Annotated in this window: 21 protein-coding genes and 4 tRNA genes; 17 read left to right on the forward strand and 8 right to left on the reverse strand. The window is 62.0% G+C overall.

Going from position 1 to position 24803, the window contains the following annotated elements; genetic code table 11:
* Position 1: 1 nt before the first annotated feature.
* The 7 genes from JOE27_RS00095 to JOE27_RS00125 form a co-directional block, all read right to left on the reverse strand.
* A complete protein-coding gene (locus JOE27_RS00095) occupies positions 2 to 1063 on the reverse strand; it encodes a hypothetical protein (RefSeq protein WP_119688597.1) in 1062 nt (353 codons plus the stop codon).
* Positions 1064 to 1138: 75 nt separating this feature from the next.
* Positions 1139 to 1819 carry a GntR family transcriptional regulator gene (locus JOE27_RS00100; protein ID WP_046787918.1) on the reverse strand — a complete coding sequence of 227 codons (681 nt, stop codon included), beginning with the start codon at positions 1817 to 1819 and terminating at the stop codon, positions 1139 to 1141.
* A 16-nt stretch (positions 1820 to 1835) separates the two neighbouring features.
* On the reverse strand, positions 1836 to 2540 hold the full coding sequence (locus tag JOE27_RS00105; RefSeq protein WP_046787919.1) for a FadR/GntR family transcriptional regulator: 705 nt from the start codon (positions 2538 to 2540) through the stop codon (positions 1836 to 1838).
* Between the two features lie 44 nt (positions 2541 to 2584).
* Entirely contained in the window at positions 2585 to 3895 is a 1311-nt protein-coding gene (locus JOE27_RS00110) for a C4-dicarboxylate transporter DctA (protein ID WP_046787920.1), read from the reverse strand.
* A 287-nt stretch (positions 3896 to 4182) separates the two neighbouring features.
* Positions 4183 to 4668, reverse strand: a complete 486-nt coding sequence (locus tag JOE27_RS00115) for an Lrp/AsnC family transcriptional regulator (protein WP_046787921.1) — start codon at positions 4666 to 4668, stop codon at positions 4183 to 4185.
* Positions 4669 to 4772: 104 nt separating this feature from the next.
* Positions 4773 to 5837, reverse strand: coding sequence for an ornithine cyclodeaminase (locus JOE27_RS00120; protein ID WP_174141613.1), 1065 nt, complete (start codon positions 5835 to 5837; stop codon positions 4773 to 4775).
* Between the two features lie 143 nt (positions 5838 to 5980).
* Positions 5981 to 7738 (reverse strand): sigma-54-dependent Fis family transcriptional regulator, encoded by a 1758-nt coding sequence (locus JOE27_RS00125; RefSeq protein ID WP_204917500.1) that lies wholly within the window; start codon positions 7736 to 7738, stop codon positions 5981 to 5983.
* A gap of 223 nt (positions 7739 to 7961) precedes the next feature.
* Here JOE27_RS00125 and JOE27_RS00130 point away from each other — a divergent pair, with 223 nt between their 5' ends.
* From JOE27_RS00130 to JOE27_RS00155, 6 genes are read left to right on the forward strand one after another with little or no spacing between them, the layout of a single operon-like run.
* Positions 7962 to 9056 carry an ABC transporter ATP-binding protein gene (locus JOE27_RS00130; protein ID WP_204917502.1) on the forward strand — a complete coding sequence of 365 codons (1095 nt, stop codon included), beginning with the start codon at positions 7962 to 7964 and terminating at the stop codon, positions 9054 to 9056.
* Positions 9056 to 10153 carry an ABC transporter ATP-binding protein gene (locus tag JOE27_RS00135; protein WP_204917504.1) on the forward strand — a complete coding sequence of 366 codons (1098 nt, stop codon included), beginning with the start codon at positions 9056 to 9058 and terminating at the stop codon, positions 10151 to 10153. Before JOE27_RS00130 ends, JOE27_RS00135 begins: the two co-directional genes overlap by 1 nt.
* A complete protein-coding gene (locus tag JOE27_RS00140; RefSeq protein WP_039603432.1) occupies positions 10150 to 11013 on the forward strand; it encodes a sugar ABC transporter permease in 864 nt (287 codons plus the stop codon). Before JOE27_RS00135 ends, JOE27_RS00140 begins: the two co-directional genes overlap by 4 nt.
* Before the next feature lie 3 nt (positions 11014 to 11016).
* A complete protein-coding gene (locus tag JOE27_RS00145; RefSeq protein WP_039603433.1) occupies positions 11017 to 11817 on the forward strand; it encodes a carbohydrate ABC transporter permease in 801 nt (266 codons plus the stop codon).
* A gap of 12 nt (positions 11818 to 11829) precedes the next feature.
* Positions 11830 to 12102 carry a DUF2160 domain-containing protein gene (locus tag JOE27_RS00150; protein ID WP_046787926.1) on the forward strand — a complete coding sequence of 91 codons (273 nt, stop codon included), beginning with the start codon at positions 11830 to 11832 and terminating at the stop codon, positions 12100 to 12102.
* 38 nt (positions 12103 to 12140) lie between these two features.
* On the forward strand, positions 12141 to 13880 hold the full coding sequence (locus JOE27_RS00155) for an ABC transporter substrate-binding protein (RefSeq protein ID WP_119688604.1): 1740 nt from the start codon (positions 12141 to 12143) through the stop codon (positions 13878 to 13880).
* Positions 13881 to 13977: 97 nt separating this feature from the next.
* Here JOE27_RS00155 and folD read toward each other — a convergent pair whose 3' ends face one another.
* Positions 13978 to 14832: a bifunctional methylenetetrahydrofolate dehydrogenase/methenyltetrahydrofolate cyclohydrolase FolD gene (gene folD, locus JOE27_RS00160; RefSeq protein ID WP_039603436.1), complete on the reverse strand. Its 855-nt coding sequence runs from the start codon at positions 14830 to 14832 to the stop codon at positions 13978 to 13980.
* A 259-nt stretch (positions 14833 to 15091) separates the two neighbouring features.
* Between folD and JOE27_RS00165 the strand changes: the two genes are divergently transcribed.
* From JOE27_RS00165 to JOE27_RS00215, 11 genes are all read left to right on the forward strand, one after another.
* Positions 15092 to 15168, forward strand: a tRNA-Arg gene (locus tag JOE27_RS00165).
* 42 nt (positions 15169 to 15210) lie between these two features.
* Positions 15211 to 15286 (forward strand) — tRNA-His (locus JOE27_RS00170).
* A gap of 54 nt (positions 15287 to 15340) precedes the next feature.
* A tRNA-Leu gene (locus JOE27_RS00175) sits at positions 15341 to 15425 on the forward strand.
* A 36-nt stretch (positions 15426 to 15461) separates the two neighbouring features.
* Positions 15462 to 15537: transfer RNA gene (locus JOE27_RS00180), tRNA-His, on the forward strand.
* Positions 15538 to 15776: 239 nt separating this feature from the next.
* On the forward strand, positions 15777 to 16076 hold the full coding sequence (locus tag JOE27_RS00185; RefSeq protein ID WP_046787928.1) for a DUF6388 family protein: 300 nt from the start codon (positions 15777 to 15779) through the stop codon (positions 16074 to 16076).
* Between the two features lie 246 nt (positions 16077 to 16322).
* A complete protein-coding gene (tig, locus tag JOE27_RS00190; protein WP_046787929.1) occupies positions 16323 to 17636 on the forward strand; it encodes a trigger factor in 1314 nt (437 codons plus the stop codon).
* A gap of 91 nt (positions 17637 to 17727) precedes the next feature.
* Entirely contained in the window at positions 17728 to 18369 is a 642-nt protein-coding gene (gene clpP, locus JOE27_RS00195; RefSeq protein ID WP_009683825.1) for an ATP-dependent Clp endopeptidase proteolytic subunit ClpP, read from the forward strand.
* 108 nt (positions 18370 to 18477) lie between these two features.
* Positions 18478 to 19761, forward strand: coding sequence for an ATP-dependent Clp protease ATP-binding subunit ClpX (gene clpX / locus JOE27_RS00200; RefSeq protein WP_012313645.1), 1284 nt, complete (start codon positions 18478 to 18480; stop codon positions 19759 to 19761).
* 156 nt (positions 19762 to 19917) lie between these two features.
* Positions 19918 to 22314, forward strand: coding sequence for an endopeptidase La (gene lon / locus JOE27_RS00205; RefSeq protein WP_046787930.1), 2397 nt, complete (start codon positions 19918 to 19920; stop codon positions 22312 to 22314).
* Positions 22315 to 22466: 152 nt separating this feature from the next.
* Positions 22467 to 22739, forward strand: coding sequence for an HU family DNA-binding protein (locus JOE27_RS00210; RefSeq protein ID WP_012313647.1), 273 nt, complete (start codon positions 22467 to 22469; stop codon positions 22737 to 22739).
* Between the two features lie 183 nt (positions 22740 to 22922).
* Entirely contained in the window at positions 22923 to 24794 is a 1872-nt protein-coding gene (locus JOE27_RS00215) for a SurA N-terminal domain-containing protein (RefSeq protein ID WP_125923208.1), read from the forward strand.
* Positions 24795 to 24803: the final 9 nt, after the last annotated feature.

Consider the following 24803-nt stretch of genomic DNA (forward strand, 5'->3'; position numbering starts at 1 on the left):
GCTATGGCGGCAGGCGGATCAACAAGGGCTCCTGCCGCGCAGGTTGTTCCGGTTGCACGGCCGGGTCCACTGGCCGCGGCGCACTGGCCAGCAAACTGTCCTCGACCTGCCCCGACAGGTAGTACACCCCCGCCATGGCGCCGCTCTGGCGGTTCTCCATCAATTCCTGCCATTCCTGATTGAGCGCCACGTTGAGGATCACCCGCAATTGCTCGACCATCTCCGGGTGATCGCGATCGTGGGTGATCATGCCGTAGCCGGCTGCCGCCACCGAGATCATCGCCCCGGCCACCTTGCCCACCGCACTGGCCACGGCACTGGCAATGCCGCGAGGGGCCAGGGTGGCGCCAAGCTTTTCGCTGGCGCGGGTGGCCACCGACGACAGGCCTACGTCGGTCTGCCCCGGGCCCTTGGCCGCTTGCCGGTGCAGGTGGTCGCGCAGGGCGAGCCAGGCGGGTTGCTGGTCGAGTGGCTTGGCCTTGAGCAATTGATAGAGGCTGGCGTTGCGCGCCGGCGGCGGCCCCAGGGCAATGGCCGGGACCCGGTTCAGGCGCTGGCTGAGCTGATCGGGTGGGGCGTTGTAGCGCTGGATGATGGCCGGCAGTTGCTGGCCAAAGAGTTGCAGGTACAACTCGCAGGCGCGGTCGCGGATGACTTCGGGGTTGATCTGCTCGGCCACCGGCTCGATCACCCGGTTCTGGTACTGCTCCTGCAGGTACAGGGCCAGGCGTTTTTCCGCAGGCTCGCGGCCCTCACCGCTGTTGAGCTTGTACCAGGCGACCTTGAGGGTCAGCCATTGCTGGGTCCAGTAACCGGTGAACCAGGGAATGAAGTCGCTTTCGGTACGTTGCTGTACCTGTTCTTTCCATACCCGCATCGAGCGCCGCGCATAGTCGTTGGCCGAGCCTGCGGCGCCTACCGATGCATCGATCAGTTCCTGGTCGATGCGTTGCCAGGCGGCGGGGGTCAGCACGGCGGGCGGTGGCGGGGCAGGCGGGCGCTTGCCGGCGCAGCCGCCGAGGGCCAGCAGAAGGCAGAGCAGCACGAGGATGCGTGGGTTCACACGACCGCCTCCCGGGTTTCGAGGCTGGGTGGTTAACCGAGTATAGGGCCGGTGATCGGCTGCGCATGCGCCCTGTCAGGCGAGGTCGAGTTTTTCTTCCAGGCGGTCCAGGTGCTCATCCATCAGTGCAAGCGCGGCTGCCGCGTCACCAGCCTCCACGGCATCGATGATCGCCGCGTGCTCTTGCCAGGCACAGTGGTCGCAGCAGGGCGATTCATAGCGGGCGATGATCAAAGACGTCATTGGCACCAGACCGTTGAGAAAACGTGCCAGCGGTGCATTGGCGGCCACCTGGGCAAGCTTGAGGTGGAATTCGCCGCCCAGGCGGATTGCCGCGCAACGTTCGCCACGCTCGTGGTGCTGGCGCTCGCGCTCCACCAGCGAACGCAGTTGGCGGATCTGCGCCGGCCGCGCGCGTTGCGCTGCCAGGCTGATCAGGGTGGTTTCGGCCAGGCGCCGGGCGCTCAGCACCTGGCGCGCCTGTTGTGGATCAGGGGCGGCCAGGTGCGCGGTGTGGCTGGGGCGCTGTACCACCACTTGCTGGTCCGAGAGGCGCCCGAGTACCCGGCGGATCACCGTGCGGCTGACGCCGAAGGCGTTGCCCAGTGCCTGCTCGGGCAGCAGGCTGCCGGGTGGCAAGCGCTGCTCGAGAATCGCGTCGAACAGGCGGGGGTAGATCTGCTCGGCCGACAGGCGGGTTTCGCCGGCCCCGAGCAGGGCAGGCAGGTGGGGGGCGGCGTGGGCGCAGGCGGTCATGGTCGCTCTCCTGGGGTCATTGGCGCGGATGGTCATCCGGGATGTTCAGTTCGATGCCCATCCGCTGCCCTTCGGCAAGGATGTGCTGGCGCATCTGGGCGCTGGCCTGGGCACTGTTGCGGTCGCGAATGGCGCGTACCACGGCTTCGTTTTCCTTGAGCCGCGCAGCAAGGTGTTCGGGTGAGTTGCGCAGCATGTTGGCGCTTTGCTTGAGGGCATTGCCGGTCTGCTGTACCACGCTCTGGAAAATCGGGTTGGTGGTCAGCGCGAACAGCGCCTCGTGGAAGGCGATGTAGGCCTTGGCCCCGGCATCGCTGTCATCGGCATCCAGCGCTTCGCGCATGTCCATCAGGGTCAGGCGTAGCTGGCCGATGTCCTGGCTGTTGGCCGATTGCGCCACCAGGCCGACGATGAACGGTTCGAGGGTGTAGCGCAGCTCCAGGACATCGGCCAGGCTCGCCGCAGCGCTGCTGTCGACGCCTGGTTCCAGCACGGCCGTCTCGGCATCCAGCACCAGTACGCCCTTGCCCGGCATGGAGCGCACCAGGCCGAGGGTCTCGAGAACGGTCACGGCTTCGCGCAGGCTGGGGCGGCTGATGCCCAATTGTTCGGCCAGCTCGCGCTGGCCAGGCAGCATGTCGCCGGAGCGCCACTGGCCGCGGGCCAGGGCCTGGCGCAGTTTTTCCACCACTGAGTTGACGACGGTCGATGAGCTGATCACGGTTTTCTCCTGAAAGGGCCGGCGTCAGCGCCGGCCACGTGGGCTCAGAATTCCTGTTGATGTGCGTTGGGCTGCTTGCGCGGTGCATGGGCAAAGCCGGGTTTGCCATCGAGCACGTTCTGCGCACGCTCCAGATCGATGTCTTTTTCCCAGCGGGCAATGGCCACGGTAGCCACGCAGTTGCCGATCAGGTTGGTCAGCGCCCGGCCGATGCCCATGAACCAGTCCACTGCCAGCACCAGCACCAGGCCGACCACCGGGATCGCCGGCACGGCGGTGAGGGTGGCGGCGAGGATCACCAGTGCCGAGCCTGGGATGCCGTGAGCGCCTTTGGACGTCACCAGTGACACCAGCAGGATGGTCAGCAGGTCGGTCATCGCCAGCGGCGTACCGGTGGCGTTGGCGATGAACACGATGGCCAGGGTCAGGTAGATGGAGAAGCCGTCAAGGTTGAACGAGTAGCCGGTCGGGATCACCAGGCCAACGGTGGAGCTGCCAATGCCCAGGTGCTCGAGCTTGCGCATGATCTGCGGCAGCACGGCATCGGAGGAAGCGGTGCCCAGGACGATGGTCAACTCTTCGCGCAGGTACTTGATGAAAGGCAGCAACTTGAGCCCCGACACGCGCATCACAGTGCCCAGGATGATCAGCACGAAGCCCGCACAGGTCAGGTAGAACAACGCTACCAGGCCACCCAGGTGCTGCAGCGACTCCAGGCCATATTTGCTGGTGGTGAAGGCGATGGCGCCGAAGACGCCGATCGGCGCCAGGCGCACGATCATGCCCATGATGCGGAAAATCACGTGGCTGAGTTCGTTGATCAACCGCGAAATACCGGCGGCCGAGTCACCCACCAGGTTCAGCGCGCTGCCGAACAGCACCGAGAACAGCAAGACTTGAAGGATGTTGTTGTCGGCGAAGGCGCCCACCACGGAGGTGGGGATCAGGTCCATGAAGAACGCGGTGGCGCCATGGATATGCTGGCCGCGCTCGGCCAGGCCGCTGGCGTCGGCAGCAGAAAGCTGATCCAGGTGGATGTTGGCGCCGCTGCCGATGCCGCTGGTAAAGGCGAACACCAGGCCGATCACCAGGGCGATGGTGGTCAACACTTCAAAGTAGATCACCGATTTCAGGCCGATGCGCCCGACTTTCTTCAGATCGCCGGCACCGGAAATGCCGCTGACCACCACGCAGAAGACGATCAGGCCGATAAGCATCTTGATCAGCTTGATGAAGCCGTCGCCGAGGGGTTTGAGCTGCAGGGAAAGGTCGGGAAAACTGAGGCCGCAGGCGATGCCGAGGGCAAGGCCGAGCACAACTTGCAGGAAGATCGAACGCGAGCACCATTTGAGCATGGGAGTGATCTCTGATCGGTGTCCTTGCTTCGGTGCCGCACGGGGCGAAAGAGCGCAGGACTTATTTATTTTTGTGGTCTTACCGGTTTGTTCAGCGCGAAGTCATAAAAGCGCGAAAAATCCGAATATGCAAGGTTTTTTGGCCTTACCGGTCTGACCAGTTGTGGTGCATTTCGGCTTGCCAGGCTCTAGTTCGGTGCGTGCTGCAGATTGAGGTGATGCGCCGTTGGCCGGCATTTGCCAATACCTGCAGGGTGTTAGCAATCTGCCTGCCAACTTCTGCCCGATCAGGGCGGCGGGGCGATGCTCTTGACCGAAGCCAGTTCAGGGTGGGCCACCAGCTTGTCGATGTGCAGGGCGTCGTCGTTCATCCAGCTTTCGCTCAGCACCCGATAGTGCTCCATGTCACGACAGCGCACGCGCAAGCTGTAGTCGAAATGGCCACTGATCAGTTGGCATTCATGAACGTCAGGGCAGGCCAGCATGGTTGCCTCGAACGCCTTTTGTGCGGACCGCCCGCGCAGGTTGGAAAGGGCTACGAGTACCAGCAGTGACAGCCCTGGTGCGAGCTTCTGCGGGTCGATGATTGCGCCATAACCGCGGATCACGCCGCGCCGTTCCAGCTTGCGTACGCGTTCCAGGCAGGGGCGCGGAGTAAGATGCACCAGGGTCGAGAGCTTTTCGAAGGTGATGCGGCCATCGACGCGCAGTATGTCGATGATGGCTTGGTCGATGCGGTCCAGCGGGGCAGAGGTGGCGTCCTTGGTGTCCATGCGAGGTGCTTCTTTTTTGAAGGCGGGGCATGGACAGGTTAGGCGGTTATCGGGTGATCGTCCTCACGCGCCGGCGATTGGGCTGCGTAGCAGCCCAAGGTCCGTCAGGCGCAGGCGCTGTCGGCCCGGTGCACTGAACGAACCGCCACCACCCGAGGCTGCAGCAGTGCATACAAGTCCCTGGGGTTTTCCAGCACCGGCACCAGCCCGATATCCTGGCCGATCCCTAATGTGAGCGCTGTATCGAGCACGTAGCGCAGTGCCGAATAATCTTCCAGCGCAAAACCTACCGAATCGAACAGGGTCACCTGGTCGGCGTTTTCACGGCCCTGAACAAGGCCTGCGACCACCTGCCAGAATGGGAAGACCGGCGAATCGGCCGGCATTTGCTGGATTTCGCCTTCGACCCGGCTTTGCGGCTCGTACTCAACGATCACCCGGGCCCGCTCGACGATGGCGCGGTGCAGCTCGGTCTTGCCCGGGCAGTCGCCGCCCACGGCGTTCAGGTGCACGCCCGGTTCGATCATGTCCGGCGTGAGGATGGTCGCGTAGGTCTTGTCTGCTGTGACCGTGGTGACGATATCGGCACCGCGCACGGCTTCGGCGACGCTGTGGGCGACGATCACCTTGAGCCCTGGGCGGCCCGCCAGGTTGGCCACCAGCTTCGCCGTGGCTGCAGGGTCGATGTCGAACAGGCGGATCTCGTCGATGCCCAGCAGGGTCTTGAAGGCGATGGCCTGGAATTCGCTTTGCGAACCGTTGCCAATCAGCGCCATGCTGCGGCTGTCTTCACGCGCCAGGTAGCGGGCGGCGAGGGCCGAAGTGGCGGCGGTACGCATCGCTGTGGTCAGGGTCATCTCGCTGAGCAGCAGCGGCGCACCGGAGCCAACGTCGCTCAAGGCACCAAAGGCCATCACCGTGGGCAGGCCGAGGCGGGTGTTCTTCGGGTGGCCGTTGACATACTTGAAGGCATACCGGCTGGAGTCGGAAACCGGCATCAGTTCGATCACGCCGTCCGCCGAATGATTGGCCAGGCGCGGGCACTTCTCGAAATCGTCCCAGCGCAGGTAGTCCTGACGGATGTACTCGGCCATCTCCACCAGGCAGGTGGCCAGGCCTTTGCGGTTGACCAGGCGGGCGAGGTCTTGCACATCGATGAAACGGGTCATGGCATCTCCCTGCAACTTGCGGGTTGGGCTGTAGGGATATTGTCGGGCGATCAGGGCGGGAATGCCGGCTGAAAAAGGCGGTGCGGGCAGCGGGGCCGGCTGACTTCAGGGCGAGGGCAGCAGAATCGGCTGTCGTCCCCCGGTCATTGCTCGCGCAGGCGTTTGTACAGTGTCGTCCGGCTGATCCCCAGGGCCCGCGCCACGGCCGAGAGGTTGCCATTGGCCCGTTTCAGCAGGCTGTGCAGGTCCGTCTCATCGTCACTGCAGTCGCTCACCACCGGGCGCCCTTGTGTTTCAGCCAGAAAGACCCCAGGCAGATGTTCGACGCCGACCGGCCCATCGCCTGCCAGCGCCAGCGCCACCTGCATCACACTCACCAGCTCGCGCACATTGCCCGGCCAGGGGTGGCGGTCAAGCAGTTCGAGGATAGGCTGCCCCAAGCGCTGGGGTTGGTGAGGGTCGCGATAACGTGCGTGGATGTGCTCGATCAATGCTCGCCGGTCAGTGCGCTCGCGCAGCGCCGGCAACACGACCGCCATTGCCGCGATGCGGTAGTAGAGGTCCTGGCGAAAGCGCCCCGCACGCACCTCTTCGGTCAGGTCCCGATTGCTTGCCGAGACCACGCGGATATCCACCGCTACCGGTTCGCCGCTGCCCAGAGGCTGAATGCTGCGCGATTGCAGCACGCGCAGCAGGCGGGCCTGGGTCGGCAGCGGCATGTCGCCGATTTCGTCGAGGAACAGGATGCCCTGGTCGGCCTTGCGGATCAGCCCGGGGTTGCCCTTGTGATGAGCGCCGGTGAAGGCGCCTTTGTCATAACCGAACAACTCCGATTCCACCAGCTCTGCCGGGATCGCCGCACAGTTGACCGCGATCAACGGCTGGCGGGCACGGCTGCTGGCGCGGTGCAGGGCCTGGACGAAGACTTCCTTGCCGACGCCGGTTTCACCCTGGACCAGCAGCGGGATGTCTTTTTCCAGCATCAGGCTGGCCTGGGCCAGGGCCTTTTCCATGCGTGGGTCGCCACTGCCAAGCGCTGAGCGCGGGTGGCTTTGCCGGGGGGCTTGCCACTGGCAGTGGAAGCGGTTGCGCCCGGCTGCCTGCAAAGCGAAGGGTTGCTGCTGGGGGTGGGCAAGCAACTGGCACAAGGGGATCTGGAACAGTTGCTCGACGTTTTGTTGCAGCGGGTTGCCGCCCAGCAGGCTGTCGGCTCGATGATTGGCGGCGAGTACCTGGCCACGCTCATCGAATACCAGCAGCCCGGCCCAAGGGCTGTCGAGGTTGTCGCAAGCGCTGTTGAACAGCAACTGCGCGTGCTGCTCGGCATGCTGCGCAAGGATCAGGCGATTCTCCAGGCTCTGGCCCATCATGCGCACCAGGCCGAGGGTCTGGGTGGCCGGCAGGTAGCCGTCGCTGGCCACATCGAGCACCCCGACCAGTTGCCGCAGGGCATCGTACAGCGGGGCTGCGGCGCTGGACATGTAGCGGTTCTGGCGCAGGAAGTGTTCGTCCTGGCCAACATGGACGGGCTCGGCGCAGACCAGCGCGGTACCCAGCGCATTGGTGCCCACGCCCCGTTCGTGCCAGTGGGCGCCGGCGCTGAAACCGTGCTGGTGCTGGGGGCAGACGAAGCGTCGCGAACCCCAGGTCTCGAGCAGGCAGCCGTTGGCGTCGGCGAGCATCACCAGGTAGCTGGCATTGCCCAGCAGGTGCGCGTACTGCGGCAGCACGCCATCGCGGGTGTGTTGCAACAGTGCCTGGCGCCGCTCCAGCAGGGCGCTGAGTTCGGCCTTGGTCAGGCAATCGAAGTCGGGGGCGCTCTGTGGCTGCAGGCCGTGATCGCGGCAGCGCGCCCAGGAGGCCTGGATCAGTTGGGCATGGGTCGAAGTGGCGGTGGCCATGGGCCTGTCCTGTGTGATTGTTGTTATCAGCCGACCGCTGTTGAGTGTCGTCCACCGTTGTTCATTGTCAAACCCGCCACTGTTCAGGTGTTCAGCGAAAGTGTTCAGTTGTGAATCGCTGCTGGCTTGTCGGCACCGTCAAAGCCGCAGGCCAGAGGGCCAGAGTGGAACTGGCACGGAACTGGCTGTCTGTGCCGGACAACCACAATAACAAGGTCCTGCCATGTCTCTGGTGCTGGAACAGGTCAGCCGCAGCGTCGATAACCAGCCCTGGATCATCGACGCGTCCCTGCAGTTCGAGCCTGGCTCGTTCAACGTGCTGCTTGGCCGGACCCTGGCCGGCAAAACCAGCCTCATGCGCCTGATGGCCGGGCTCGACCGCCCCGACCGTGGCCGCGTGCTGATGGCGGGTGAAGATGTCACTGGCGTGCCGGTGCGCCGGCGCAATGTGTCGATGGTGTATCAGCAGTTCATCAATTACCCGACCCTGAGCGTGTACGAGAACATCGCCTCACCCCTGCGCCAGGCGCGCCTGGCCGAGCCGGACATCCGTCGGCGCGTGCAGGAAACTGCCGAAATGCTGCGTATCGAACCCTACCTGCAACGCTTGCCGTTGGAGCTGTCTGGCGGCCAACAGCAGCGCACGGCGATGGCCAGGGCGCTGGTCAAGGATGCCGGGTTGATCCTGTTCGATGAGCCGCTGGTCAACCTCGACTACAAGCTGCGCGAAGGGCTGCGCCAGGAGCTGCGCGAGTTGTTCGCCGCGCGCAACTGCATTGCCGTGTATGCCACCACCGAGCCCAACGAAGCGCTGGCACTGGGCGGCACCACCACCCTGGTGCACGAGGGGCGAATCGTCCAGAGCGGGCCGACGGCCGAGGTCTACCAGCGGCCCGGCAGCGTGCTGGCCGCCGAGTTGTTCAGCGAGCCGCCGATCAACCTGATACCGGGGCGTATCAATGGCAATGAGGTGAGCCTGGCCCAGGCCGTGCACTTCGCCCGCAATGTCGACCTGCACCGCCTGGGCGACGGCGATTACCGCTTTGGCGTGCGCCCCAGCCACCTCACCCTGGTGCCGGCGCACGATGACGACCTGGAACTGGCGGTGCGGGTGGAACTGGCCGAGATCAGCGGTTCCGAGACATTTCTGCATGTGCGTAACGAGCACTGGCCGATGGTCCTGCACCTGCCGGGGGTGCACGAGTATCAGGTGGATACGCCGATCCGTGTCTTCATACCCACCCACAAGCTGTTCGTCTTCGACAGCGCCGGGGCACTGGTACAGGCACCGGGCCTGCGCCAGGCAAGGAGCGCCTGATGGCCGAAATCCGCCTGCGCCAGCTGGCGCACAGCTACAGCCGGCAACCCACCGCCGAGGGCGACTACGCGCTGCATCAACTGGAGCACGTGTGGGAGCAGGGCGGCGCTTATGCGTTGCTCGGGCCTTCCGGGTGTGGCAAGTCGACCTTGCTGAACATCATCTCGGGGCTGCTCACGCCCTCCCATGGCCAGGTGCTGTTCGACGGCAAGCCGGTCAATGACCTTTCGCCGCAGCAGCGCAACATTGCCCAGGTGTTTCAGTTCCCGGTGGTGTACGACACCATGACGGTGTTCGACAACCTGGCGTTCCCTTTGCGCAACCAGGGCCTGGACGAAGCCAGAGTGCGCACGCGGGTCGAGGAAATCGCCGAGGTGCTCGACCTGGGCGCAGTGCTGAAGAAAAAGGCGCGCAACCTCAGCGCCGACGAAAAGCAGAAAGTGTCCATGGGCCGTGGCCTGGTGCGCGATGACGTCTCGGCCATCCTTTTCGACGAGCCGTTGACGGTGATCGACCCGCACCTGAAATGGAAGTTGCGGCGCAAGCTCAAGCAGATCCATGAGCAGTTCAACATCACCATGATCTACGTGACCCACGATCAACTGGAGGCTTCGACCTTCGCCGACAAGATCGCGGTGATGCATGGCGGGCGCATCGTCCAGTTCGGTACCCCGCGTGAGCTGTTCGAGCGGCCCCGCCATACCTTTGTCGGCTACTTCATCGGCAGCCCGGGGATGAACCTGATCGACGTGCGCGCCGACGCGGCGGGGGTCGCGTTCGGCGATGTGCACCTGGCACTGCCCGACGGCCTGCGCGAACGCTTGGCGGGCACGCGCGGCGGGCGTCTGCAAGTGGGCATTCGCCCGGAGTTCGTGCAACTGTGGGACAGCCCGTTCGAGGGCGCCTTGCCTGCGCGAGTGCTGGACATCGAGGACCTGGGCACCTATCGCATCGTCACCCTGGTGCTTGGCGGCGTGGCGCTCAAGGCGCGCCTGGCAGAAGATCGCCTGGTGCCGGTGGCACATGCCTGGGTCAGCCTGCCGACGCAGTGGCTGCTGCTGTACGTCGACGATCTGCTGCTGGAGGCCGTGCCATGAACAAGGTGCCGAACAACAAGGCCTGGTGGCTGGTGCTGCCGGTGTTCCTGCTGGTGGCGTTCAGTGCCGTGATGCCGATGATGACGGTGGTCAACTATTCGGTGCAGGACATTTTCGACCAGTCCAGCCGCTACTTCGTCGGCGCCGACTGGTACCGCCAGGTGTTGCGCGACCCGGCATTGCACGATGCCTTGCTGCGCCAATTCATCTATTCCGCCTGCGTGCTGCTGATCGAAATTCCGCTGGGCATCGGCATCGCCCTGACCATGCCGACCAAGGGGCGGCTGGCTTCGGTATGCCTGATCGTCATGGCCATCCCGCTGCTGATCCCGTGGAATGTGGTCGGCACCATCTGGCAGATCTTTGGCCGCGCCGATATCGGCCTGCTCGGTGCCACGCTGGCCAAGCTTGGCGTCAGCTACAACTATGCCGGCGACCCGTTCGACGCCTGGCTCACCGTGCTGGTGATGGACGTCTGGCACTGGACATCACTGGTGGCGCTGCTGTGCTACTCGGGCCTGCGCGCCATCCCCGACGTGTACTACCAGGCCGCGCGCATCGACCGGGCATCGGGCTGGGCGGTGTTCCGGCATATCCAGTTGCCCAAGCTCAAGAACGTGCTGCTGATCGCGGTGATGCTGCGCTTCATGGACAGCTTCATGATCTACACCGAGCCGTTCGTGCTCACCGGAGGCGGGCCGGGTAACGCCACCACCTTCCTCAGTCAGACGCTGACCCGCATGGCGGTCGGGCAGTTCGACCTGGGCCCGGCGGCGGCGTTCTCGCTGGTGTATTTCCTGATCATTCTGCTGGTGTCGTGGCTGTTCTATACCGCCATGACCCACGCCGACAAGGACTAGGCCATGAGTACACGCAAGACGCTGGCCCTGCTGCTGTACTTCTTCTTCCTGCTGGTGCCGATCTACTGGCTGCTGAACATGTCGTTCAAGAGTAACACCGAGATACTCGGTGGCCTCACCCTGTGGCCGCAGGCGTTCACCCTCGACAACTACCGGGTGATCTTCACCGATGCCAGCTGGTACAGCGGCTACATCAACTCGCTGTACTACGTGTGCCTGAACACGCTGATTTCACTGCTGGTGGCGCTGCCGGCGGCCTATGCCTTCTCGCGCTACCGCTTCCTCGGTGACCGCCACCTGTTCTTCTGGTTGCTGACCAACCGTATGGCCCCACCTGCGGTGTTTCTGCTGCCGTTCTTTCAGCTCTATTCGTCCATCGGCCTGTTCGATACGCACATTGCCGTTGCCCTGGCCCACTGCCTGTTCAACGTGCCGCTGGCAGTGTGGATTCTCGAGGGGTTCATGTCGGGCGTGCCGAAGGAGATTGATGAAACCGCCTACATCGATGGTTACAGCTTCCCGCGTTTCTTCGTGAAAATTTTCATTCCGCTGATCGGCTCCGGCATCGGCGTGACGGCGTTTTTCTGCTTCATGTTTTCCTGGGTCGAACTGTTGCTGGCGCGCACCCTGACTTCGGTGAACGCCAAGCCGATTGCCGCCGTGATGACCCGCACGGTGTCTGCTTCGGGTATCGACTGGGGCGTGCTGGCGGCGGCAGGGGTGTTGACCATCCTGCCAGGCATGCTGGTGATCTGGTTCGTTCGCAACCATGTGGCCAAGGGCTTTGCCCTGGGCCGGGTGTGAGGAGGGCAACGCATGGAGTGGATGGCCTGGACCTTGCCCACGGCGCTGTTCTTCGCCGTCGTCGGCGTACTGCTGCTGTGCATGACCCTGTTCGAACTGCGCCGCCCCTGTGTGGAGCGGCGCGGCTTTCTGCCGATCGTCACCAGCCGTGGCGACCGGTTGTTCATCGGCCTGTTGGTCAGCGCCTACCTGCACTTGCTGGTAGTCGGGGTCAGCGACTGGCCTTTATGGGTGGCCTCGCTGCTGTCGCTGGGCTGGCTCGTGGTGGTGCTGCGCTGGGGCTGAGCGACGGCTCCGGGGAATAACTCAAACGGGAGAGCACAATGTTCCATAACAAACACAACCGGCGACATTTGACCCTGGCCGCGATGCTGGTACTGGCGGGCGTACACGGTGCGGCGTGGGCCGACCAGTACGAGGATGCGGCGTCGAAATGGATCACCAGCGAGTTCAAACCGTCGACCCTGACGCCGGAGCAGCAGTTGGCCGAACTCAAGTGGTTCATCAAGGCCGCCGAGCCGTTTCGCGGGATGAAGATCAATGTGGTGTCGGAAACCATCACCACCCATGAGTACGAGTCCAAGGTGCTGGCCAAGGCCTTCAGCGAGATCACCGGGATCCAGCTGACCCACGACCTGCTGCAGGAAGGCGACGTGGTGGAGAAGCTGCAGACGCAGATGCAGTCGGACAAGAACATCTACGACGGCTGGGTCAACGACTCCGACCTGATCGGTACGCACTTTCGCTACGGCAAGGTGGAGTCGATCACTGATCTGATGGCCAACGAAGGCAAGGACTACACCTCGCCGACCCTGGACCTGAAGGACTTCATTGGCATTTCGTTCACCACCGCGCCGGATGGCAAGGTTTATCAGTTGCCCGACCAGCAGTTCGCCAACCTGTACTGGTTCCGCGCCGACTGGTTCGAGCGGCCCGAGCTCAAGGCCAGGTTCAAGGAAAAGTACGGTTACGAGCTGGGCGTGCCGGTGAACTGGTCCGCCTATGAGGACATCGCCAAATTCTTCACCGAAGACGTCAAGGAAATCGATGGCAAGCGCGTCTATGGCCACATGGACTATGGCAAGAAGGACCCTTCGCTGGGGTGGCGCTTCACCGATGCCTGGTTCTCCATGGCCGGTGGTGGCGACAAAGGGCTGCCCAATGGCTTGCCAGTGGACGAGTGGGGCATCCGCGTGGAGGATTGCCACCCGGTAGGGTCCAGCGTGACCCGCGGCGGCGACACCAATGGCCCGGCGGCCGTCTATGCCACGCAGAAGTACGTCGACTGGATGCGCGCCTATGCGCCCAAGGAAGCGCAAGGCATGACCTTCTCCGAGGCTGGCCCGGTGCCTGCGCAAGGCAACATCGCCCAGCAGATCTTCTGGTACACCGCCTTTACCGCCGACATGACCAAGCCGGGGCTGCCGGTGGTCAACGCTGACGGCACGCCGAAGTGGCGCATGGCGCCCTCGCCCAAGGGGCCATACTGGGAGGAGGGGATGAAGCTGGGCTATCAGGACACCGGCTCCTGGACCTTCTTCAAGTCCACCCCCGAGAAGCAGCGCCTGGCCGCTTGGCTATACGCCCAGTTCGTCACCTCCAAGACCGTGTCGTTGAAAAAGACCATCGTTGGCCTGACGCCGATCCGCGAGTCGGACATCAACTCCCAGGCCATGACCGACCTGGCGCCCAAGCTTGGCGGGCTGGTGGAGTTCTATCGTAGCCCGGCACGGGTGCAATGGACCCCGACCGGGACCAACGTGCCGGACTATCCTCGCCTGGCACAACTGTGGTGGAGCCATATCGCCGAAGTGGCCAGCGGCGAGAAAACGCCGCAAGAAGCGCTGGATGGCTTGGCCCGCGATCAGGACCGCATGATGGAGCGGTTGCAGCGCTCCAATGCCCAGGCCACCTGCGCGCCTAAGCTGAACCCTGAAAAAGACGCACAGTACTGGTTCGACCAGCCGGGGGCGCCAAAACCGAAACTGGCCAACGAGAAGCCCAAGGGCGAGACGGTCAGCTATGACGAGCTGCTGAAATCGTGGGAGGCGGCGCGCAAGTGACCGGCTAGGGACCCAAATGGGTCATCGTCGGCAAGCTGCTGAATCCAAGGCAAAAAAACGGCACCTGCCAGAGGTGCCGTTTTCATTTCACGCAAGCTTACTTATGCAGCTCTTCTGCCGCATACAGCGTGTTTTCCAGCAGGCAGGCCCGGGTCATCGGCCCTACGCCGCCCGGCACCGGCGTGATCCAGCCCGCGCGGGGCAGGGCGGTCTCGTAGACCACATCGCCGACCAGCTTGCCGTCTTCCTGGCGGTTGATGCCCACGTCGATGACGATGGCGCCTTCCTTGACCCACTCACCCTTGACCAGCCCCGGCTTGCCGGCAGCCACGACCACCAGGTCGGCACGGCCGACATGACCGGCCAGGTCCTTGGTGAAGCGGTGGCAGACGGTCACGGTGCAGCCGGCCAGCAGCAGCTCCATGGCCATCGGGCGGCCAACGATGTTGGAAGCGCCGACGATCACGGCGTCCATGCCATACAGGTCCTGACCGGTGCTTTCGAGCAGGGTCATGATGCCTTTAGGGGTGCACGGGCGCAGCAGCGGAATACGCTGGGCCAGGCGGCCGATGTTGTACGGGTGGAAGCCATCGACGTCCTTGTCCGGACGGATGCGCTCGAGCAGCAGCGATGCATCCAGGTGTGCAGGCAGCGGCAGTTGCAGCAGGATGCCGTCCACTGCCGGGTCGTCGTTGAGGCGGTCGATCAGCTCGGTCAGGGCTTGCTGCGTGGTTTCGCTGGGCAGATCGAAGGCCTGCGAAATGAAACCGACCTCTTCGCAGTCCTTGCGCTTGTGCGAGACATAGACTTGGGAGGCGGGGTCGGTGCCGACCAGGATCACCGCCAGGCCCGGCGTGCGCAGGCCTTGCTGGCGACGCTCCTCGACACGTTGAGCGATCTGCTTGCGCAGGTTGGCGGCGATCGCCTTGCCATCGATTAGGTGTGCAGTCATAGACGCGTGATTAACCATCGAGAAAGGAACAATAAAGAGGGCGCATTCTCGCACGACACGGCCCGAGGGCAAAGGCGGGTGGTCGGGCAAATGCCCTAACCCCTTAAATAATTTAAATTTTTTATAGAAAGGTGTTGACGCTTATACGGGTCGCCTATAAGATTCGCCGCACTTGTCGGGCACAGCCTAGCACTGGTTGGCGAAGTCGGGCAGAATGAGTGGTTTTAGTATTGCTCGTTCGGTTAGGCTTTACGCTTATGCGCCCGTAGCTCAGCTGGATAGAGCATCCGCCTTCTAAGCGGATGGTCGCAGGTTCGAGTCCTGCCGGGTGCGCCATTAGGCAGCTTGGGCAAGCAAGTGAGGCAGTAAAGCGATATGGTGGGCGTAGCTCAGTTGGTAGAGCGCCGGATTGTGATTCCGGTTGTCGTGGGTTCGATTCCCATCGTCCACCCCATATTCTTCAGAGGCGCCTTGATTGTAGATCTGGCGCCTTTGTTTTAAGCGTTATGCGGACGTGGTGAAATTGGTAGACACACTGGATTTAGGTTCCAGCGGCGCAAGCTGTAAGAGTTCGAGTCTCTTCGTCCGCACCATGTTTATGTAAGGTTGTACCGTAACACCGCAATATGGTGGGCGTAGCTCAGTTGGTAGAGCGCCGGATTGTGATTCCGGTTGTCGTGGGTTCGATTCCCATCGTCCACCCCATATTTTCGAAGGCGCCTTGATTGTATGATCAGGCGCCTTTGTTGTTTCTGCGTTATGCGTACGAGCGTGTAACTATGCAGCCTCGTCGGCAAGCCGACTCCTGCAGGGGCGCGCAGTTCTTGAGGCCTGCGCAATACCTCTGACAGCCCTTGCAATCCTCTGGCGACACCCCAATAAAAGCTGATAGATTTCAGTCGGTTGAAATACCGGCTGGATTAGGCCAGCAAAGGATTAATCCAATGATTGCAAAAGAAGCCCGTCAGGCGCTGGCGCTTCAGCGCTTCGCCGAGGCCAATCCGCAACTGCTCGAGGAAATCCGTGGGCTGGATGCGCGCGAACAGGCCCAGCAGATCGAATGGGCGTTCGAGGATGCCGCCGACCAGCAGGGCATCCAGCCTTGGGAGCTGGCGCTGCAGTTGATCGCCGAAAGCCCCGAGCAACTGCAGGCCATGCGCCTGGAGACCCATCGCGAAGTGGCCCAAGCGCTGGGTATGGCTTGGGAAGAGTACTGCCAGTTCAATGAAATCGACCCTGAATAAGGGCGTTTTTGCGGGCTGTAGTTGTTTGACAAAGTATTACGGTTGCGTGCCGCCGACGGCGTTGCGCACCCTGCATATATATAGAGGCCCGGCGATACGCCGTGCGGGCCTTGCAAGCTAATCGACCGGCGTGGTTTCCCGTCGTCCCGGGTGGGGTGACTTCTGGTGCGTGACTCACTAGAATGCTTGCCCTTGATTCTGGAGTCGGGCTAACGCCGGCTAACGTCTGTGCAACGAGGAATATCCATGCAAGTTTCTGTTGAAAACACTTCCGCTCTCGAGCGCCGCATGACCATCGCCGTTCCGGCCGAGCGCGTCGAGAACGAAGTCAACAAGCGTCTGCAGCAGACTGCCAAGCGCGCCAAGGTCGCGGGCTTCCGCCCAGGCAAAGTGCCGATGAGCGTGATCCGCCAGCGTTTCGAAGCCGATGCCCGTCAAGAGGCTTTCGGTGACCTGGTCCAGGCTTCCTTCTACGAAGCCATCGTCGAGCAGAAGCTGAACCCGGCTGGCGCGCCTGCTGTAGAGCCGAAGTCCTTTGAAAAGGGCAAGGACCTGGAGTTCGTCGCCATCTTCGAAGTGTTCCCAGAGTTCGCCGTTGCCGGCCTGGAGTCGATCAGCGTCGAGCGCCTGAGCGCCGAAGTGGCTGATGCCGACCTGGACAACATGCTGGAAGTGCTGCGCAAGCAGAACGTGCGCTTCGAGGCCGTCGAGCGCGCTGCCGAGAAAGACGACCAGGTCAACATCGACTTCGTCGGCAAGATCGACGGTGAAGCCTTCGCCGGTGGTTCGGCCAAGGGTACCCAGCTGGTACTGGGCTCCGGCCGCATGATCCCAGGCTTCGAAGACGGCCTGGTTGGCGCCAAGGCTGGCGAAGAGCGCGTTGTCAACGTGACCTTCCCTGAGGATTACCAGAACCTGGACCTGGCTGGCAAAGCTGCCGAGTTCACCATCACCGTCAACAGCGTTTCGGCACCTCAGCTGCCAGAACTGAACGAAGAGTTCTTCGCCCAGTTCGGCATCAAGGAATCGACCCTGGAAGGCTTCCGCGCCGAAGTTCGCAAGAACATGGAGCGTGAACTGCGTCAGGCGATCAAGACCAAGGTGAAGAACCAGGTCATGGACGGTCTGCTGGCCGCCAACCCGATCGAAGTGCCGAAGGCTCTGCTGGAAAATGAAGTCAACCGCCTGCGCGTCCAGGCTGTTCAGCAGTTCGGTGGCAACATCAAGCCTGAGCAGCTGCCGGCCGAGCTGTTCGAAGAGCAAGCCAAGCGCCGTGTGGTGCTGGGCCTGATCGTCGCCGAAGTGGTCAAGCAGTTCGAACTGAAGCCGGACGAAGGCAAGGTTCGCGAAATGATCGAAGAAATGGCTTCGGCTTACCAGGAGCCTGAGCAGGTCATCGCTTGGTACTACAAAAACGACCAGCAGATGAACGAGGTACGTTCGGTTGTACTGGAAGAACAAGTTGTAGATACTGTTCTGCAGAAAGCGACTGTGACCGACAAATCGGTCTCGTACGAAGAAGCCGTAAAACCAGCGCAGGCTCCTGCCGAAGCTGAGTAAGGCGGCCCTCTCGTAGGAAACCCCCACAAGCCAGCCTTCGCGCTGGCTTGTGCGTATTCAAGCCATGACTATTTGGGAGTGAGCGCAGGACATGTCCCGCAATTCTTATATTCAGCAGAGCTCTGACATCCAGGCCGCAGGCGGCCTGGTCCCGATGGTTATCGAGCAGTCCGCCCGTGGCGAACGTGCCTATGACATCTACTCGCGCCTGTTGAAGGAGCGAGTGATCTTCCTGGTCGGCCCGGTAGAGGACTACATGGCCAACCTGGTAGTGGCGCAGATGCTGTTCCTTGAGGCGGAAAACCCGGACAAGGATATCCATCTTTACATCAACTCCCCAGGCGGCTCGGTAACGGCTGGCATGTCGATCTACGACACCATGCAATTCATCAAGCCGGACGTCTCGACCATCTGCATCGGCCAAGCCTGCAGCATGGGTGCCTTCCTGTTGGCCGCCGGTGCCAAGGGCAAGCGTCACTGCCTGCCTAATTCGCGGGTGATGATTCACCAGCCGCTCGGCGGCTTCCAGGGCCAGGCGACCGATATCGAGATCCATGCCCAGGAAATCCTCAACATCAAGGCGCGTCTGAACGAGCTGCTGGCCTACCACACCGGCCAGGATCTGGAGACCATCAAGCGCGACACCGAACGTGACAATTTCATGAGCGCCTCGCGCGCGGCCGAGTACGGCCTGATCGACTCGGTATACGACAAGCGGCAACTGGCCTCCTGAACCCAGGTGCCAGAGCAGGCAGGCGCCCAAAGCGCCTACCTGCGGACTTGAAAAAGCCCGCAATTGCCTTCATCTTGTGTTGCAAGCCTACCGGATTGGATCGATCGAATGACTGACACCCGTAACGGCGAGGACAGCGGCAAATTGCTTTATTGCTCCTTCTGCGGCAAAAGCCAGCACGAAGTGCGCAAACTGATTGCCGGGCCCTCGGTATTTATCTGCGACGAGTGCGTCGACCTGTGCAACGACATCATCCGAGAGGAGGTGCAGGAAGCCCAGGCCGAAAGCAGCGCGCACAAATTGCCTTCGCCGAAAGAAATCAGCGGCATCCTGGACCAGTATGTGATTGGTCAGGAGCGCGCCAAGAAGGTGCTTTCGGTAGCGGTGTACAACCACTACAAGCGCCTGAACCAGCGTGACAAGAAAGGTGACGAGGTTGAACTCGGCAAGAGCAACATCCTGCTCATCGGGCCTACAGGCTCGGGCAAGACCCTGCTCGCCGAAACCCTGGCTCGCCTGTTGAACGTGCCGTTCACCATTGCTGACGCCACCACCCTGACCGAAGCCGGTTACGTGGGTGAGGACGTCGAGAACATCATTCAGAAACTGCTGCAGAAGTGCGACTACGATGTGGAAAAGGCCCAGATGGGCATTGTTTACATCGACGAGATCGACAAGATTTCGCGCAAGTCGGACAACCCGTCGATCACCCGTGACGTTTCGGGTGAAGGCGTGCAGCAGGCACTGCTCAAGCTGATCGAAGGCACCGTTGCCTCCGTTCCGCCGCAAGGGGGGCGCAAGCACCCGCAACAGGAATTCCTGCAGGTGGATACCCGCAACATCCTGTTCATTTGCGGTGGCGCCTTCTCAGGCCTGGAAAAGGTCATCCAGAACCGCTCCACCAAGGGTGGCATCGGTTTTGGCGCTGAAGTACGCAGCAAGGAAGAGGGCAAGAAGGTTGGCGAGTCGCTGCGTGAAGTCGAGCCGGATGACCTGGTCAAGTTTGGCCTGATCCCCGAGTTCGTCGGCCGTCTGCCGGTTCTGGCAACCCTCGACGAGCTGGACGAGGCTGCGCTGATGCAGATCCTCACTGAGCCGAAGAACGCCCTGACCAAGCAGTACGCCAGGCTGTTCGAGATGGAAAGCGTTGACCTTGAGTTCCGCAGTGATGCGCTCAAGGCCGTCGCACGCAAGGCCCTGGAGCGCAAGACTGGCGCCCGCGGCCTGCGTTCGATCCTCGAGGGCGTTCTGCTCGACACCATGTATGAAATTCCTTCGCAGAAGGAAGTCAGCAAAGTGGTGATCGACGAGAGCGTCATCGAAGGCACTTCGCAGCCGTTGCTGATCTACGAGAACAGCGAGCCGCAAGCCAAGGCCGCACCCGACGCCTGAGTCGGTCAGGTGGCAGCAAGCAAGAAAGGGGCCCATGCGGGCCCCTTTCTGCTTTTCCTGTGCAAGCGCTTGTAATTTCCCAGGCGTGCCCCCACATTAGGTCCAAGCATCATTTCCACCGGTTTCCGGCCATAAGGCCGCTGTAGAGGCGAAATCATGAAGACCACCCTCGACTTGCCTCTTTTGCCATTGCGCGATGTCGTTGTTTATCCGCACATGGTCATCCCACTGTTCGTGGGGCGTGAGAAGTCCATCGAGGCCCTTGAGGCTGCGATGACTGGCGAGAAGCAGATCCTTCTGCTGGCCCAGAAGAACCCCGCCGACGATGATCCGGGCGAAGACGCCCTGTATCGCGTCGGTACCGTCGCTACCGTGCTGCAACTGCTGAAGCTGCCTGATGGCACCGTCAAGGTGCTGGTCGAGGGCGAGCAGCGGGGTGCAGTCGAGCGCTTTACCGAAGTTGAAGGGCACATCCGTGCCGAAGTTTCCCTGATCGACGAAACCGACGCCGCCGAGCGCGAGTCGGAAGTCTTTGTGCGCACGCTGCTGTCGCAGTTCGAGCAGTACGTGCAGTTGGGCAAGAAAGTCCCTGCCGAAGTGCTGTCGTCGCTGAACAGCATCGAGGAGCCTGGGCGCCTAGTCGATACCATGGCCGCACACATGGCCCTGAAGATCGAGCAGAAGCAGGAAATTCTCGAGATCGTCGATCTGTCCACCCGTGTCGAGCATGTGCTTGCGATGCTGGATGCTGAAATCGACCTGCTGCAGGTCGAGAAGCGTATCCGTGGCCGGGTCAAGAAACAGATGGAGCGCAGCCAGCGCGAGTACTACCTGAATGAGCAGATGAAGGCCATTCAGAAAGAGCTCGGCGATGGCGACGAAGGCCACAACGAAGTCGAAGAGCTGAAAAAGCGCATTGAAGCCGCTGGCCTGCCGAAAGATGCCCTGGCCAAGGCTCAGGCGGAGCTTAACAAACTCAAGCAGATGTCGCCGATGTCGGCCGAGGCCACCGTGGTGCGGACCTACCTCGACTGGCTCGTGCAGGTGCCGTGGAAGGCCCAGAGCAAGGTTCGACTGGACCTGTCCAAGGCTGAGGAAATTCTCGATGCGGACCATTATGGCCTTGAAGAGGTCAAGGAACGCATCCTCGAATACCTCGCCGTGCAGAAGCGCGTGAAGAAAATTCGCGGCCCGGTGCTGTGCCTGGTTGGCCCGCCAGGCGTGGGCAAGACCTCGCTGGCCGAGTCGATCGCCGCTGCGACCAACCGCAAGTTCGTGCGCATGGCCTTGGGTGGCGTGCGTGACGAGGCCGAGATTCGCGGCCACCGTCGGACATACATCGGTTCGATGCCAGGCCGCTTGATCCAGAAGATGACCAAGGTGGGTGTGCGCAACCCGCTGTTCCTGCTCGACGAGATCGACAAGATGGGCAGCGACATGCGTGGCGACCCGGCCTCGGCGCTGCTGGAAGTGCTCGACCCTGAGCAGAACCACAACTTCAACGACCACTATCTGGAGGTCGATTACGACCTCTCTGACGTGATGTTCCTGTGCACCTCGAACTCGATGAACATCCCGCCGGCGCTGCTTGACCGCATGGAAGTCATTCGCCTGCCGGGTTACACCGAGGACGAGAAGATCAACATCGCGGTCAAATACCTGACACCCAAGCAGGTCAAGGCCAACGGTTTGAAGAAGGAAGAGCTCGAGATCGACACCTCGGCGATCCGCGACATCATCCGTTACTACACCCGCGAAGCCGGTGTACGTGGCCTTGAGCGGCAAATTGCCAAGGTTTGCCGCAAGGTCGTCAAGGAACATACCGGCCAGAAGCAGGTCAAGGTCAAGGTCACCAGTGAGCAGCTCGAGCACCTGTTGGGTGTGCGCAAGTTCCGCTACGGCCTGGCCGAGCAGCAGGACCAGATCGGCCAGGTGACCGGCCTTGCCTGGACCCAGGTGGGTGGCGAATTGCTGACCATCGAGTCGGTGGTCATCCCTGGCAAGGGCCAACTGATCAAGACCGGTTCGCTCGGCGACGTCATGGTCGAGTCGATCACCGCCGCGCAAACCGTAGTCCGCAGCCGCGCCCGCAGCTTGGGGATTGCCGCCGACTTCCATGAGAAGCACGACGTGCACATCCACATGCCCGAGGGTGCTACGCCCAAGGATGGCCCGAGCGCCGGTATCGGCATGTGCACCGCGCTGGTGTCGGCGCTGACGCAGATTCCAGTGCGTGCAGATGTTGCCATGACCGGTGAAATCACCTTGCGTGGGCAGGTATTGGCCATTGGCGGGTTGAAGGAAAAACTGCTGGCGGCACACCGTGGCGGGATCAAGACGGTGATCATTCCAGAGGAGAATGTTCGCGATCTGAAGGAGATTCCGGAAAATATCAAACAGGATCTGCAGATCAAACCGGTCAAATGGATTGACGAAGTCCTGCAAATTGCGCTGCAATACGCCCCGGAGCCCTTGCCAGATGTGGCTCCTGAGATTGTCGCGAAAGATGAAAAGCGCGACGGCGATGCTAAGGAACGAATTAGCACGCATTAGTAGTTTTTGGCTGGGGGGCTTTCCTTGACAGTATTTTCGGGGCCTTGCTATAAAGCGGCACGCTATTGTCACCAGGCCACCCAGCGCACGTTTCATAAGCTTTTCATTACATACTTAGAAACAAACTCAATAGAGAAATAAGGGGACTTAGAGTGAACAAGTCGGAACTGATTGACGCTATCGCCGCATCTGCTGACATCCCGAAAGCTGTAGCCGGCCGCGCGCTGGATGCAGTAATTGACTCCGTGACTGGTGCCCTGAAAGCAGGCGACGACGTCGTTCTGGTTGGCTTCGGTACCTTCTCGGTCAAAGAGCGCGCAGAGCGCGATGGCCGTAACCCGCAAACTGGCAAGACCATCAAGATCGCTGCTGCCAAGGTTCCAGGCTTCAAGGCTGGCAAAGGCCTGAAAGACGCCGTCAACTAAGTCGTCTCTTTCAGCCGGACCCGGCCTGGCCAGGTCCGAGCACGCTGAAGGCGGGTCGCAAACGTTCCCGCCTGACACGTTTGCTAAGAAAAGGCGCATCCTCGGATGCGCCTTTCTTTTATCAGGATTCTACCCACGCTCCGCGGTTGTCGACGCAGTGGTACAGCCGTTTCTGGGGGACGCATGCTGCAAAATATCAGGGACAATTCACAAGGTTGGATTGCCAAGACCATCATCGGCCTCATCGTCGTGCTGATGGCGTTGACGGGCTTCGAGGCCATTTTCCAGGCCGCCAGCCATAGCCAGGACGCCGCCAAGGTGAACGGCCAGACCATCAGCCAGAACGAGCTGAGCCAGGCGGCCGACATGCAGCGCCGCCAGCTGATGCAACAGCTGGGCAAGGATTTCGACCCGGCACTGCTGGACGAGAAATTGCTGCGCGATGCCGCGCTCAAAGGGCTTATCGAACGCAAGCTGCTACTGCAGGGTGCCGAAGATGCCAAGTTCGCCTTCAGTGAGGCCGCGCTGGATCAAGTGATCCTGCAGACGCCGGAATTCCAGGTTGATGGCAAGTTCAACGCTGACCGTTTCGATCAGGTCATCCGCCAGATGGGCTATGGCCGCTTGCAGTTCCGCCAGATGCTCGCCGAAGAAATGCTGATCGGCCAGGTACGCACGGGTATTGCCGGCAGCAGCTTCGTGACCGACCAGCAGGTCGACGCCTTCGCTCGCCTGGAAAACCAGACCCGCGACTTCGCTTCGTTGACCTTCAAGGCCAACCCGGCTGCGGTCAAGGTCAGCGATGACGAGGTCAAGGCCCATTATGAACAGCATGCCAAGGAGTTCATGACGCCGGATCAAGTGGTCATCGACTATGTCGAGCTGAAGAAGTCGGCATTCTTCGATCAGGTGAAGGTTACCGACGACGAGCTCAAGGCCCAGTACGAGAAGGAAATCGCCAACCTGGCCGAACAGCGCCACGCTGCGCACATCCTTGTCGAGGTCAATGACAAGGTCACCGATGCCCAGGCCAAGGCCCGCATCGAAGAGGTCGAGCAACGCCTGGCCAAAGGTGAAGACTTCGCCAAACTGGCCAAGGAGTTCTCCCAGGACCCGGGTTCGGCCAACAGCGGTGGCGACCTTGGCTTCGCCGGCCCGGGGGTGTATGACCCGGTCTTCGAGGACGCGCTGTACAAGCTCGACGATGGCCAGGTGTCTGCACCGGTGCGTACCCAGTTCGGTTATCACCTGATCAAGCTGCTGGGCAAGCAGGCGCCGGAAGTCCCGAGTTTTGCCAGCCTGAAGGACAAGCTCACGCGAGACCTGAAGACTCCGCTGGTCGAGCAGCGCTATGTCGATGCCAGCAAGCAGTTGCAGGATGCTGCCTACGAGGCTGCCGACCTGGCCCAGCCCGCCCAGGACCTGAACCTCAAGGTGCATACGTCGGCGCCATTCGGCCGTGAGGGCGGTGAAGGCATCACGGCCAACCGTGCCGTGGTCCAGGCTGCGTTTTCCGAGGAAGTGCTGGAGGAGGCTGCCAACAGCACCGCCATCGAGCTGGACCCGGAAACCACGGTGGTATTGCGCGTCAAGGAGCACCGCAAGCCGGAGCAGATGCCGCTCGAAGCCGTGGCCAAGAAAATCAGCGAACACCTGGCCAAGGAGAAGGCAACCGCCGAGCTCAAGGCCAAGGCGGACAAGCTGATCGCCGGTCTGCGTGACGGCTCGGTCGCTACCGATACTGCCCAGGAAGGCCAGAGCTGGAAGGCCTACGAAGCAGTCACCCGCAGCCAGGACGGTATCGACCCGGCCGAGTTGCAGGCACTGTTCCGCCTGGCCAAGCCGCAAGCCAAGGGCAAGCCGGTATATGGCAGCGTGGTTCTGGCCGATGGCAGCCTGGTCGTGCTGCAGCTCAAAGGTGTCAACGAAGGTGCCGCCGCCAGCGCTGAAGAGAAGCAGCAGATCCGCCGCTATCTCGCTTCGCGTGCGGGCCAGCAGGACTTTGCGGCATACCGCAAGCAGCTCGAAGGCAGTGCGGACATCACTCGCTACTGAGTGACTGTC

Source organism: Pseudomonas sp. M5 (genome assembly GCF_016907075.1).
GTDB lineage: Bacteria > Pseudomonadota > Gammaproteobacteria > Pseudomonadales > Pseudomonadaceae > Aquipseudomonas > Aquipseudomonas putida_E.